Below are 14001 nucleotides of genomic sequence, written 5' to 3' on the forward strand. Positions count from 1 at the left end.
TGTACTTTCCAGTCCCCAAAATGGGTAATTATCTCTTGGAGAACTGGGAAGCCTTTCTTGCTTTTTTCAGGCCGTATTTGCGGCGTTCCTTTTCCCGAGGATCGCGGGTCAGGAGACCAGCTTTCTTCAGCAGAGGACGGAAATCAGCATCCACTTTCAGCAGGGCACGGGCAATACCATGACGGATTGCACCAGCCTGGCCGGAAATCCCACCGCCAACAACATTGGCAATGACATCATATTTGCCCAAGGTTTCGGTAGTATCCAGCGGTTGACGGACTACCAGTTCCAGGGTCTTCAGGCCGAAATACTGACCCAGTTCACGGCCGTTCACTACGATCTTGCCTTCGCCCGGAACAAGGCGAACACGGGCAACAGAGCTTTTGCGGCTGCCAGTTGCATCATACGTAACTTTTGCCATTTTCTAGTTCTCCTCTCCTCTTAGCGAATATCGATGGTCAGAACTTCAGGCTTTTGTGCAGCATGAGGATGTTCAGAACCAGCGTATACATGCAGTTTCTTGATGATCTGATTGCCCAGACGGTTATGGGGAACCATCCCACGGACAGCCAGTTCAACCATTCTTACAGGGTCGTTCTTCAGCATATCCCCTGCTTTGGTGTATTTATCGCCGCCCAGATACCCGGAATGACGGAAGTAAATCTTCTGGACCAGTTTCTTGCCGGTCAGTTTCACCTGAGCAGCATTGATGATGATCACGTGATCACCGGTATCCATATGCGGGGTAAAAGTCGGTTTATTTTTACCGCGGAGCACTTTGGCAACTTCTGCAGCCAGGCGGCCCAGAGTCTTGTCAGCGGCATCCACTACATACCATTTGCGTTCAATGGTAGCCGGGGTGGCCATGTATGTTTTCATCCTTATTCCTCCTAATACAAACTCAAACTTGAACTGTATCCAGTGATGAGTCTTTGGGTACGGGCCGGGGCTAACGGCGCATACTCAAAGTGATACCGTAATATTGTACAGTATATTACAGGTATTGTCAACTTTTTTTCTTTTCTCTGGCCAGGAAGTTATACAGGGCTCCGATCAGCCCTGCATCGTTCCCCAGACCAGCGAAAGCTACGGTGGTTCCCTCCAGGACCACAGGCAGCAATTCCTTCTTCAGGCTGTCCCGGAGCATCGGTTCCAACAGGTCTTCCTGGGCCATGATGCCTCCTCCCAGGATCACCCACTGGGGATTCAGCAGGTAACAGATCGCCGCAATGCCCGTGGCCCATTGATGGACGGTCTCCCGGAGCAGCCGGTGGAGCGGTTTATCCCCGTGGCGGACCATTTCGCAGAGCAGCTTCCCGTTCAGGGTTTCCGGTTCCACCCCTTTCAGCCGGGCCGCTTTCCGGATCAAGGCGGTCACCGAGGCGCCTTCTTCCCAGGGGATCCGGCTCCCCAGTTTGGCCTGGCCCGCCTCTCCAGCGGTGAAACAGTGGCCGGGCCACAGCCTGCCGTCCCATACGAAAGCGCCGCCGATGCCGGTGCCGATGGTGATGCAGAACAGGCTTTTCGCTCCCCGTCCGTTCCCCAGCCAGTATTCTCCCAGAGCAGCCGCATTCACATCATTTTCCACCCAGCAGGGCAGCTGCAGCCGGCGGGAAACCAGCTGCACCAGATTGACCCCGGTGAGCCCCGGAAAATGAGGTGCAGCGTGGATCACTTCCCCGGTCTGGGGATTGATCATCCCCGCCATGGAAATGGCCGCCCCCTGGACTTTGAAATACTTCTGGTAGGAGCCGATCAGCCCCATCACCTGGTCCAGGAAGGCATCCACCCCGTCCTTGGCGATGCAATTGGGGAGGCTGTCCTTGTTGAACAGTCTCCCTCTGCTGTCTGCCAGGCCGTATTTGATGGCGGTGCCACCGATATCCAGGCAGATGTATTTATCCATGGTTTCAGCCCTGTGCTTGGATGAAGGTGATGGCCTTTTCCAGCCGTTCCAGGGTCTTTTCCCGGCCCAGCAGCACCATCACATCGAACATGCCCGGGCTGAAGGTCCGGCCCGTAAGAGCCAGACGGGTGGGATGGATCACTTTGCCCAGAGAGAGCCCCAGTTCTTCCGCCAGCTTGTTGTAGCAGGCTTCCGTGGTCGCCAGGTCGAATACCGGCAGGGCAGCCAGGGCATCATGGGCCTTCTGGAGCAGATCCGCAGCTTCCGGCTTGAAGGATTTGGCCACACCTTTGGGATCATAGCTGTCCACGTCCTCAAAGAAATAGCGGGAACCTTCCGCCAGTTCCACCAGGGTCTTCACCCGCACCCGGACCACGTCCACCAGATGGTCGAAGTAGGCTTGATGAGCGGGCAGATAATCATCGTCGATGAGCCCGGCTGCCTTGAAGAAGGGTACCGCTGCATCGGCGATTTCCCGCAGGGGCAGGCTGGAAAGGTACTGGCCGTTGAGCCAGGTGAGTTTCTTCACATCATAGATAGCAGCCTTCTTGGACATCTTGCTGAAGTCGAAAGCTTTCACCGTATCTTCCAGGGAGAAGATCTCCTGGTCGTTGCCGGGAGCCCAGCCCAACAGGGTCAGGTAGTTGATGATGGCTTCGTGGAGATAGCCCTTGTCACGGAACTCTTCCACAGAAGTGGCCCCGTGGCGTTTGCTCAGTTTGCTCCGGTCCGGTGCCAGGATCATGGGCATATGGCCGAATTCCGGTGCCTTCCAGCCCAGGGCATCGTAGATCACCAGCTGTTTAGGCGTGTTGGTCAGGTGTTCTTCCGCCCGCAGCACATGGGTCATGCCCATAAGATGGTCGTCCACCACCACGGCAAAGTTGTAGGTGGGGATCCCGTTGGATTTCATGATGACGAAATCATCGAACTGGTCCCAGTTGAAGGTCACATCTCCATGGATCATATCATGGACGGTAATGGATCCTTCCTGAGGCAGCTTGATCCGGACAGAATGGGGTTCCCCGGCCGCCACTCTCTTCTTGGCTTCTTCCGGATCCAGGGCCCGGCAGACCCCGGCATAATGGAAAGGCTGCTTTTTCTTCCGCTGTTCTTCCCGCTGGGCTTCCAGATCGGCAGCGGAGCAGAAGCAGTAGTAGGCCTTGCCCTCGTCCACCAGCTGCTGGCAGTACTTCCGGTACAGATCCAGCCGTTCAAACTGGTAATAAGGACCATGTTCCCCCCCTACTTCCGGGCCTTCATCCCAATCCAGGCCCAGCCATTTCAGGCTGGTGATGATCTGGGAGACGGAATCTTCCTTCAGCCGGTCCCGGTCCGTATCTTCGATCCGCAGGATCATCTTCCCGCCCTGGCTCCGGGCAAACAGCCAGTTGAACAGAGCCGTCCGGGCCCCGCCGATATGCAGATACCCCGTAGGACTGGGGGCAAAACGTACACGTACTTCACTCATGGTTAGCACCTCTCCATTTTTACTTGCTTTTCTTTATTTTTCTTTCTTTTTCTGTTTCCGGGACGCTTCCGCGTATTTGGTCCCCCGTTTGTTGGGACCCACAGCGCTCTTGCCCCGTTTGGGCACCCGTTTCTTCTTGGGGCGCACCGGCTTCACCGTCCGCCGGACTTTTTCTCCTGCCAGGTTCTGCCGTTCCAGGGTAATGGCCAGCTTCTTTTCCAGGTTCTGGAGCCACCGGGTCTCATCGGCGGTGTAGAAGGTGATGGCCGTCCCTTCGCTGCCGGCCCGTCCGGTCCGTCCGATCCGGTGTACATACCAGTCAGGATCGTGGGGGATATCGTAATTCACCACCTGGGTGATGCCTTCCACATCCAGGCCCCGGGCGGCGATATCGCTGGCCACCAAAATCTGGAGCTTGGCCTTCCGGAAGTTTTCCATCACCTGGCGCCGCTTGGTCTGGGACATATCCCCATGGAGCACATCCACATTGAAGCCTTCGCCATAGAGCCAGTCGGACAGTTCCACGGCCCGCTCCTTGCTGCAGCAGAACACCAGCATCAGGAAGGGATTGTACCGGCGGATCAGGGATGCCAGGGCCTCCTTCTTGTGCTCTTCGCTGACCTTGATGCAGATCTGGTGGATGGTGGAAGCGGTGGCTTCCTGGGGAGCGATGTCGATGACCATAGGATTGGTGGTGAGTTTCCGGCTCAGCTTCCGGACTTCCTCATCCAGGGTGGCGGAACAGACCATGGTCTGATGGACCTGGGGCATCAGTCCCAAGAGAGTCTCGATATCCTCTCCGAAGCCCTGGCGAAGCATCTCGTCCACTTCGTCCAGTACCAGGTATTTCACCCCGCCCAGGCTGGTGTTGCCTTTCCGCAGGTGGTCCAGCAGCCGTCCCGGAGTTCCCACCAGCACCTGGGCCTTGTGGCCGATTTTCCGTTTCTCTTCTTCGAAATCCCGTCCGCCGCTCACCGTCAGGGTATAGATTCCAGTATCCCCGTCCAGTTTCCGGATCTCGCCAGCCGTCTGCTGGGCCAGTTCCCGGGTAGGGGAAAGGATCAGGGCCTGGACGAATTCTTTTTTCGGGTCTACTTTATCGAACAGGGGGATCACAAAGGACAGGGTCTTCCCCACCCCTGTCTGGGCACGGGCGATCACGTCCCGCCCGTTCAAAAGAGCCGGGATAGCACGCTCCTGCACAGGCGTCGGGATATCTTTTCCAGTCCGGTGGAGTTTGTCCACCATTGCATCATTCACTTTCAGCTGGGCAAAGCCTGCCGCCATGGGATCATCTCCTCTCATTTTTCAATCGTACCCTTTATTATAGCGTAAAAAACGGAGGAAGGGAAGGAAATGAGGATCAAAGAAGTCAGACAAAGCCCTCTGGACGGCCGGGACGGGCTCCCCTGCGGGTAGCCCCTACCACGTTGGAGTCAGAGATGCAACGGAAAATCATAGAAATCGGGTTGTCGAAGATTCCGTTTCTATGACCGTTAGATCGGACGTTCGATTGCAACGGTGTAGACCAACTATATAAAGTCAAGCCAATTTTAAAATAAATTTCAGTTGCTATGGATCTTGGCAAAAGGGNCAAAGGCCCGCCCTTCCCGGCCGCCTGTTTTTCATAGTCAAGAAGTCAGACATCAGCTTTTTGGCGATGAGCAGGACGGACCTGCTACTAAGCCGTACAGAGCTGACGCCTGACGTCTCAAGGCCCGTCAGGGCCGTTTCTGAATTCTTGTTTCTCTCTTACAACACTTTTTTCCACTTAATGACGGTATTTTTCCACCCAGGAAGGAAGTTCTTGTTTCTTGACGAATGGTATCACCATTGGACCCTTGCAAATTTTATAGAAAGATGGTGATTCCATGAAAATCTCTACCACTGTTGCCCAGGATCTGGACACGTGGCAGGAAGAACAAGCCTTGGATGCTGCCTGCTGCCGGCTCCTGGCCAACAAAATCGTTTTGGCCCATATCCTCCAGGGCTGTCTCCCGGAATATGAGCACTGTTCCATTCCCGAACTGCTTCCCTGTCTGGAAGGGACGCCGGAAATCTGCTCTGCTCCTGTGGATCAGGATGCTTTGAATCCCGGACGCATCAGAGGCGAAAACACGGCGGACAAAAGCATCACGGAAGGGAATGTGAATTTTGACATCCTGTTTTCGGCACGTACTCCCAATGGCAGGGATTCTCGGCAGATTTTCATCAACGTGGAAAGTCAGAATGACTGGGACCCGGGCTATCCCCTGCTGAAGCGGGCCTTCTATTACTGTGGAAGGCTGCTTTCCCGGCAAAAAGGGATTGTCTTCCAGAATTCTGACTACCAGAAACTCCAGAAAGTCTATTCTCTCTGGGTCTGCCTGGACCCACCGAAATCCAAGCAGAACACACTGACTGCCTTCCATATGAAAGAAGAAAATTTGGTGGGGAATGCCAAATATGATAAAATGGATTATGATATGGTGTCCATGATGCTGATTTGCCTAGGACAGCCGGACCATCGGCAGGAGGACATCATCCACCTGCTCAGTGTCCTTTTGTCCACAGAAATGGACCCTGATGTAAAGAAAGAGATCCTGGAACGGGAATATGATATTCCCATGACCATTGAGATGAAAAGGGAGGCGGAAACCATGTGCGGTATCGGACACGCCATTGCGAGAAAGAACTTGGAAAAGGGGATAGAACAAGGCCTTGAAAAAGGCCGCTTGGAAGAACGGGAAGCCAACATTATTGCCATGCTGAAAGAAAAGGTCCCCATGGCGACCATTTCCCGGATCACCCATTACTCCCTGGATCAGATCCAGAAGCTGGGGAAATTGCATGGGGTGCTGTAAGTAGGATAGCCCTTAATAAGAATTCAGACCGGCCCTTTCGGGCCTTTCAGATGTCAGACGTCAGCTTGTTGGCGATAAGCAGGACGGACCTGCTGCTTAACCGAACAAAAGCTGACGTCCGACGTCTCAAGGCCCGGCAGGGCCGTGTCTGAATTCTTTTTGACGTCTCAAAACCCTCTGGACGGCCGGGACGGGCTCCCCTGCGGGTAGCCCCTACCACGTTGGGGTCAGAGATGCAACGGAAAATCATAGAAATCGGGTTGTCGAAGATTCCGTTTCTATGACCGTTAGATCGGACGTTCGATTGCAACGGTGTAGACCAACTATATAAAGTCAAGCCAATTTTAAAATAAATTTCAGTTGCTATGGATCTTGGCAAAAGGGCGCACTTACCCAAGCCCCCTCTTGTGGGCTTAAAAAGATCAGGCTAAATAAGGGCAGCCACTAATACCCAGCCGGTAAATCAATCGGATCAGTTTCTTGGCTACATGGGACAAAGCGATTTTGTAAGGCTTGTGTTCTGACAGTTTCTTTTCAAGGTATTCTTTGAATCTCGGTACGTTCTGTGCAACCAGGCGGGCGGCAAGGTACAGTGTCTTTCGCAGATAGGGGGATCCTCTTTTTTCCATCTTGTTATGCTTCGAATGGTAGTCTCCAGAGTCATGTTTGGAAGGTGACATCCCTGCGTAAGCCAGGAGCTTGTCGACATCCGGAAAACGCTTGAAATCACCAACTTCGCCCAGAATGCTGGCACAAAGGGTATAACCGATCCCTGGTATGTCAATAATCGAAGATTCTTCCTGGTCCACCATTTCCTTAAGCTTCTCATCGATTTCAACGATATGCTGCTTCAACACTTCAATATCCGTAATGGTATGGACGAGTTCCATAGAAGCCGAAAGCGAGACTTTACCGATAGAACGGCATGCTGCCTGGTGGATTTCCAAAGCCTTGCTTTTGTCAAATCTCCCCTGTGAGGCATCACTTAACAGGCGCGTCAGCCGCTTCATGCTGCAATGAGCAATCTGTTCATGGCCAGGATAGGCTTTTAGAAGCGCATAGATTGAAGCAAGATGGATGGAAGATGTCAGCCCTTCCAGCTCTGGGAATAAAATCGTAACCAGACGGGAAACTGATATCTTTAGCTTGGAACACTTCTGCATGGTTTGAGATCTGTAACGAGAGAGTGATTTCATTTCCTCGTTATGGTACAATGAAGAAGAGTAGGTTTGGGAACCTTTCCCTGACACAATCATCTGTGCAATAGCGCAGGCATCGACTTTATCAGTCTTGGTCTTACGCAGGCTGAATCCTTGCTTGTATCTATTCGTGAGAAGCGGATTGAAAGTGAGCAGTGGAAGGTCATGTTCTGAGATGAAATGGGCGAGATTCGAGGAATAGTGACCGGTTGCTTCCAATCCTACTCTTATTTTATCTTTTGGAATGCCCAGTTCAGAAATCTTGGAAAGGAGCATGTCAAAGCCTTCCCGTGAATTGGGAAATGTAAAAGATTCAACTGTTTTCAATGCATCCGAGTCAATGATACAGCAGTCATGTTTCCGCTTTGCAACGTCAATTCCGACACAAAGCATAAAAATCAACCTCCTTTTTTTGAATTGGCAGCTGTGCATCAAAGCCACAGAGACTTCATCATAATGTATCCTCGCTAGATATGAACCGTCGAGCGGTATCCAACTCATTAACAAATTGAATGAATTCTGTGGTCGGACTCTACAAAAACCGTCAAGCGGTAGGGGCGCGCAACCGATCCACAGCTCCATTCTAATCGTACCGTAATTCACTATAAAAGGGAATATCTGGTACAACTCTATTATACGAGGGGTAGGCCTTGTCGTTGTTGGTAGAACCGGTTTTGTTCAGTACGCCGGATCCCCGGCCACCGGCCCAGAGGATCTGCTGTCCGTTGGGCGTGGTCAGGGAGTTTTCCAGGATGGTGGTGATGGTGGCCAGGTAGGAATCCCCTACGGCGGAACCCCCTTTGGTATCTCCCTGGGCCAGTTCTTTGGATGCGAACCAGTTGGTAGCCAAGAGATGGCTGATGTCATCCTTCAGGTTGTTGTAGACCGTCTCTCCATTGAGCATCTTGGTGGTATCGGTGCTGGCCGTATCACTCTGGAGATTGGAAAGAGCCGTGGCCAGGTAGGTCTTGAACTGGGCTGCGGTCACATTCGAACCATCGGCATTGCGCACATAAGTATTGGTCTTATTGCCCACCGTTTCGGTCACGATTTTGACCCCGCTGTCCTGGCTGATATACCGATTGGCAAAGTTGGCCGTGTTATAGGTGAGTTGGTAGTTCAGCCATTGTTCCAAGGTCATGCTGCCCTTGGTGATGACGACGGAAGCATAGCCCTTCCCCTTATCCACGCTGACGCTGGTAGAACTCCCATCTCCCAGCCAGCGGACATTCTGGGTATCGGCTTCAGAGAAGGTGTAATGGGGCTGTCCAGCAGCATATTCCTGGGCTTCCGTGGTATATTCATAGGTCCCATCTGCCTTCTTCACATAATTGCCGTTGGCGTCTTTTACATAGTTGACGCCCTGATAATGATAGGCCGGGACCGTGCCGCTTTTCAGGTAGTTTTCCACGGTCTTTTCCACCAGGGTATCCCAGGTGTCCGTCCCGTATACATAGGCCCCATAACTGTTCCCGGAGTTGATGATCCCGGTGGCCGTCACATCTCCTCCCCCGGAATCCAGGGTCAGAGTTCCCCCGTTGAGGCCGATGGCGATTTCCCCGTTAAGGGTGATCTTCCCGCCGCTGGTCTTGATCAGCCGGTCATCCTTTGCCCCATCCGCTGTACCGCTGCTGTCCACATGGCCAAAATAGGTACCGACCGTATGGCCCGTAGGATCTGCCTTGCCCGTAAGGGTCCCTTCCCCATACCCTTTGGTATTGGCAGAATCACTGGCATATTTCACCGTCCCGCCAGTAGCAGAGGTGAAATCTCCCCCATTGGTATCGATGTTCGCATTGATGATCACGGCACCGATCTGGTCCCCGTTGCTGTCCGCATTCAGGACCACATTCAATTTGTTGGACGTGGAAGAGATATTGCCATTGATGGTGATATTCCGCATGGCATCCAGGGTAAAGGTGGCATCTTTTCCTGCTGTCTTTTCGATATCATTTTTGACGATGATATTGGCGGATCCGTTGGTGGCTGCTGCCTGGATGGTCACATTGGTGCCCGCATTCAGCATTTTTTCCACCATATCGGTAGAGATCCAGGTCACGGCGCTGTTCACGGAAGAGGCATTGGCGGTGGTGGCATCGGGGTCGTTGTAGCCGATGGAGGCACTGCCACTAGTGAAATCAGAATCTGCAGCAGTTTTCTTTTCCGCGTTGTCATAGTTGCTGGTGGTGGTGGGATCACTGTCGGCAATGATCACATCCAAGGGGTCCAGCAACCATTCCCCGGCCTTGCCCTGGGTCCCTTTGGCGTCGATGGTCAGCCCATTTCCCAGGCTCAGCACGTCCCCGGAAGTTTCGATCTTGCCCCCGTCCACGCTGCCTTTGGCCAGCAGGTTGGTGTTGTCGTGGACCACGGTCTTCTGACCGATGACTTTGATGCTGCCGGCGCTCTGGCCTTCGTCTGTGCCGGATGCGTCCAGGGTTCCGCTCACTTCCACTTGGCCGCTTTGGCCCCCGTCCAGGAGGATTTGGCCTTTTTCATCTTTCCGCAGGGTCCTGGCTTCGATGGTGCCGGTATTATTCACTACGGTGCCCAGCACATCGTCGGCACTTTTAGCGGTCATTACCACATAGCCCCCGTCGGCCTGGATCCTGCCGCTGTTGAGGGCTTTAGCCTGGGCCAGTTCTCCGTCCACGGCATAATTCAGCTTCCCGTCGCTGTCCGGGGAAAGGGTCAGCTGTTTGGCGGCGGCCAGGGCTACGGTGCCCCCCGGATTGCTGATGGTACCGGTATTTTCCACCTGGGCCGCATGGAGGGCCACCAGGCCGCCCTGGGCCGTGATGGTGCCCTCATTCAGGATGGCGCTGTTGTTCCCTTCCCCGATGGTCAAGTTCAAGTTGGCGGTACTGCCTGCGAAACTCTTCATGAAAGTGTCGCTGAGCTGGGCGGTGGAAGCCACCAAGCTCCCTACTTCAATGCTAGACGTCTTGCCGAACACCACCCCGTTGGGGTTCACCAGAAACAGGTTCCCGTTGGCGGACAGAGCCCCGTCGATGACGGATTTCTGGCCTCCGGTGATCCGGTTCAGGGCCACCGCGTCCCGGCCGGGCTGGGCGAATTTCACCGCTTCATCCCGGGCAATGTTGAACTGGGTCCAGTCCACCGCCATTTTCCCGCTCTGCTGGGTGACGGTCATGTTCTTCCCGTTCTGGGCAATGGTGCCCTGGCCGGACTGGATCTGGCCGCCAGTGGGCATGGCATAGGCCGTTCCCCCCAGGGACAGGGCCAACAGCACCCCCGCCGACAGTTTCCGTTTCCATTTCTTCGTATATTTCAAATGTTTATCCATAGTTCTGTTCCTCCAGTGAACCTTCATCTCTTAGAAGTACACGCCGCCGATCAGCCAGAAATGACCGTTCTTATGGCTGGTGTCGCTGACCGGTTCCTCGGCTCCCAATCTCCAGGCATAATCTGCCCGGACGAACCAGTCCTGATACCGGGACCAGATCAGCCCGATGCCCACATCCTGCAGGTTCCGATGGTTCTTTTCTCCCGCCGGGGTCAGGCTGCTGTCATGATTCATCCATACGCCCCCGTGTTCCAGGTAGAAGGCCAGGTGGAGCTGCTGTTCCTGCTTCTTGAGCGGCAGCAGCCAGCGGAGTTCCGCCCTTGTGAGATATCCAGTATCCCCGGAGCCTTCACTGGTGGGGTACGCCCGGAGGCCGTAAGGCCCGCCCAGATAGAAATGTTCAGAAGAATCCAGGTTGGAGAAGGCGTACTGGCCCCGGGCAGTCAGCAGCAGGTACGTCCGGCCGTCCAGGTTCTGCCGCCGCTGGATGTAGCCGGTGGCCTTGTGGTAGGTGCCGTTGGTCCGCGGGCTGCCGGCCAGCCACTGGGTATAGATATCGGGAGAATAGAAAGCATCATTGGTGATGTTCCCCCATTTGTATTCCACCCGCCAATCAGTGGACCCCAGGGTATCTTCGTCGTCCCCATAGAGGGACAGGATCCCTGCATCCCCGTTCTTGTCTCCGTAGGTGGAATTCCAGATCCGGCGGTATTCATCTTTGATGTCGCTGTGTTCGTAGCGGACCCCGGCGTACAGGTTGTGCTTCCGGCTCCGGCGGATGGCATAATCCAGCCCCAGGGATGCCACCTTGGAGTGGCCCACCCCATCGTACTGGGCGAATTCATCTCCCAAATCGTAGCTGAGCACGTTGTATCCGGCAGAGAAACGCCATCCATCCCGGATCACCGGCAGGGTGTAGTTCAGGCCCCAGTCGAACATCTTCCGGCCGGAAGTGGAGACATTGGCCATCAGATGGTCCCCTTCGTGGGCCAGGTTCAGGAAGTCGTAATTCACGGAATACTGGTTGTACCCCATGGACCGGCTGCCGTAGTTGCTGGCCGTGAAGAGCCCCTGTTTGCCTTTGTATTCATCCACATCCAGCACCACATGGACGCTGCCAGGCTTGGAGCCTTTCTGCAGCGTAGCCTTGGCATCAGCCCCAGCCAGGTCGGTCAGGAGCCATACGGCCCGTTCCAGGCTGTCCCGGGTGAGATATTTTTCTTTCTTCAGGAAGTTGGTTTCCCGTTCCAGGGCCCCCAGATGGATCTTGGTGTGGTTGTTCAGGGTGAAGCCGTCCAAGGTCCCTACGGTGACAGCGTATTCCACGATCCCATCATTGATCTTCTGCACCGGCAGGTAGGCATGGGCCACCAGATACCCTTTGCCCCGGAAGTACCGAGTCAGGGTGTCAGCCCCGTCCTGGAGGTCTTTAAAAGAAAGCAGCTGGCCTTTTTTATCCGCCAGCAGGGCTTGGAGCTCCGCTTCCGGGATCACATCCTGGCCGGTGATCTTGAATCCGTTCACTTGGACCTTCAGGGTATCCGGCAGTTCCATTTTGGGCCGTTCTGTTTCTTCGATGGCGATCTGACCGGCGGCAGAGGCGGCCCGCTGGGCTTCCGCCCGGGCCCGGTTCCGTGCCTCGTTCTGGAGCATGGTAGCATCACTCTGCCGTTCCCGGACAGTCCGAAGGGCTGCTGCGTCTTCCTGACTGGGTGCGGCTCCTGCTATAGCAGTGGGCAGCACGCCCAAGCTCAGGGCAATGGCGGCCCCGATCAATGGATTTAACTGTTTTTTCATTATGATTGTCTCCCCTTAAGCTGTCCTGTAAAAGCAATTATAAATAATTGTTTTCTTTTTAGTATACTTTCGTATCTATTCTGCGTTCTCCTATTATATACGAATCATTATTGAATATCCACTATTCTTATCCGATTTTTTGTTTGGATATCTGATGTTCACAAATTCTTTCCAACTGATTGTTTTTTGTCTATACTGAAATTTGGTACATACAAAAAAAGGGTTGTTGCACGTTTGTGATTTTCACACGTGCAACAACCCTTTATCTGTTTACTCCAACCTGACCTTACTTGAACAGGTCTTTGATCTTGTTCAGGAAGCTCTTTTCTTCCGGATTGATGCTGCCTCCTCCGGCTTCGCCGAATTTCCGCAGTGCATCTTTCTGGGCATCGCTGAGCCCGGTAGGGATCACCACTTTGATCCGGACCATCTGGTCTCCCTTTTGGCCCGTCCGCAGGGATACGATCCCTTTCCCCTTCAGGCGCAGGATCTTATTGGGCTGGGTCCCTTCCGGGATCTTTACCTTCACCTTGCCATAGAGGGTGGGCACCTCGATTTCCGCCCCCAAAGTCGCCTGGACGATATTGATGGGCACTTCACAGGTGACCGTGGTGCCTTCCCGTTCAAAGAACTTGTGAGGTTTCACATACAGGTACACATACAGGTCCCCAGGGCGTCCGCCCCGGATCCCAGCTTCCCCTTCTCCAGCCACCCGCAGACGGGAGCCGTTGTCCACCCCGGCAGGGATCTTCACTGTCAGGATTCTCCGCTTCTTCACCCGGCCTGTACCGTGGCAGCTCTTGCAGGGATTGGTGACGATTTTCCCGGTCCCATGGCATTTGGGGCAGGTCCGTACATTGACCACCTGGCCAAAGAGAGAATTCTGGGTGACCCGGATTTCCCCAGTCCCATGGCATTCCGGACAGGTTTCCGGCGTACTGCCGGGGGCTGCTCCGGAACCGTGGCAAGCCTCGCATTCCTCTTCCCGGTTCAAGGGCACCTTCTTTTCCGTACCAAAGGCAGCTTCCTCAAAGGTGATCTGGGTATCCATCCGCAGGTCGGACCCCTGCCGGGGACCGTTGTCAGCCCGCCGGCCGGCGCCGCCACGGCCGGCACCTCCAAAGAACATATTGAAGATGTCGTCCATGCCTTCGCCGCTGAAGCCGCCGAACCCTTGGAATCCGCCGCCGAAGGGATTGCCGGCACCTGCGCCGGGCCCTCCCCCGTTCTGGAAAGCGGCATGGCCGTACTGGTCATAGGCCGCTCTCTTCTGGGGATCGCTGAGGACACTGTAGGCTTCGTTGGCCTCTTTGAACTTATCCGCTGCTTCCGGATTGTCTTTGTTCAGGTCAGGGTGATACTTCCGGGCCAGTTTGTGGTAAGCCTTTTTCAGCTCGTCGGCTGTAGCATTCTTGGAAACGCCCAGCACTTCATAGTAGTCTCTCTTCTCTGCCATCCGTATCTCCCTCTAGGAAAGC

General features: G+C 54.4%; 10 protein-coding genes. 1 reads left to right on the forward strand and 9 read right to left on the reverse strand.

What is annotated here, in order from left to right; genetic code table 11:
- Positions 1–28 precede the first annotated feature (28 nt).
- The 5 genes from rpsI to BQ2657_RS11390 all read right to left on the reverse strand — a co-directional run bounded on the left by rpsI (position 29) and on the right by BQ2657_RS11390 (position 4664).
- The gene (rpsI, locus tag BQ2657_RS11370; protein WP_075580709.1) at positions 29–421 is read right to left on the reverse strand and encodes a 30S ribosomal protein S9; all 393 of its coding nucleotides are present in this window, start codon (positions 419–421) and stop codon (positions 29–31) included.
- 20 nt (positions 422–441) lie between these two features.
- Positions 442–879: a 50S ribosomal protein L13 gene (gene rplM / locus BQ2657_RS11375; RefSeq protein ID WP_075580710.1), complete on the reverse strand. Its 438-nt coding sequence runs from the start codon at positions 877–879 to the stop codon at positions 442–444.
- 127 nt (positions 880–1006) lie between these two features.
- Positions 1007–1906 (reverse strand): ROK family protein, encoded by a 900-nt coding sequence (locus tag BQ2657_RS11380; RefSeq protein ID WP_075580711.1) that lies wholly within the window; start codon positions 1904–1906, stop codon positions 1007–1009.
- A gap of 4 nt (positions 1907–1910) precedes the next feature.
- Positions 1911–3377, reverse strand: coding sequence for a glutamate--tRNA ligase (gene gltX / locus BQ2657_RS11385; RefSeq protein WP_075580712.1), 1467 nt, complete (start codon positions 3375–3377; stop codon positions 1911–1913).
- A 33-nt stretch (positions 3378–3410) separates the two neighbouring features.
- The gene (locus tag BQ2657_RS11390; RefSeq protein ID WP_075580713.1) at positions 3411–4664 is read right to left on the reverse strand and encodes a DEAD/DEAH box helicase; all 1254 of its coding nucleotides are present in this window, start codon (positions 4662–4664) and stop codon (positions 3411–3413) included.
- Between the two features lie 584 nt (positions 4665–5248).
- On the opposite strand from BQ2657_RS11390, the gene BQ2657_RS11395 reads away from it, so the two are divergent.
- Positions 5249–6220: an RpnC/YadD family protein gene (locus tag BQ2657_RS11395; protein ID WP_075580714.1), complete on the forward strand. Its 972-nt coding sequence runs from the start codon at positions 5249–5251 to the stop codon at positions 6218–6220.
- A 422-nt stretch (positions 6221–6642) separates the two neighbouring features.
- Here BQ2657_RS11395 and BQ2657_RS11400 read toward each other — a convergent pair whose 3' ends face one another.
- From BQ2657_RS11400 to dnaJ, 4 genes are all read right to left on the reverse strand, one after another.
- Positions 6643–7812 (reverse strand): IS110 family RNA-guided transposase, encoded by a 1170-nt coding sequence (locus tag BQ2657_RS11400; protein WP_075580209.1) that lies wholly within the window; start codon positions 7810–7812, stop codon positions 6643–6645.
- A gap of 190 nt (positions 7813–8002) precedes the next feature.
- Complete coding sequence (locus BQ2657_RS11405) at positions 8003–10726, reverse strand: two-partner secretion domain-containing protein (RefSeq protein WP_075580715.1); 2724 nt, start codon at positions 10724–10726, stop codon at positions 8003–8005.
- A 30-nt stretch (positions 10727–10756) separates the two neighbouring features.
- Entirely contained in the window at positions 10757–12523 is a 1767-nt protein-coding gene (locus tag BQ2657_RS11410; RefSeq protein WP_232709081.1) for a ShlB/FhaC/HecB family hemolysin secretion/activation protein, read from the reverse strand.
- 286 nt (positions 12524–12809) lie between these two features.
- Positions 12810–13979, reverse strand: coding sequence for a molecular chaperone DnaJ (gene dnaJ / locus BQ2657_RS11415; RefSeq protein WP_075580717.1), 1170 nt, complete (start codon positions 13977–13979; stop codon positions 12810–12812).
- Between the last annotated feature and the right edge of the window lie 22 nt (positions 13980–14001).

Origin of the sequence: Acidaminococcus massiliensis (genome assembly GCF_900095825.1) — a bacterium.
GTDB lineage: Bacteria > Bacillota > Negativicutes > Acidaminococcales > Acidaminococcaceae > Acidaminococcus > Acidaminococcus massiliensis.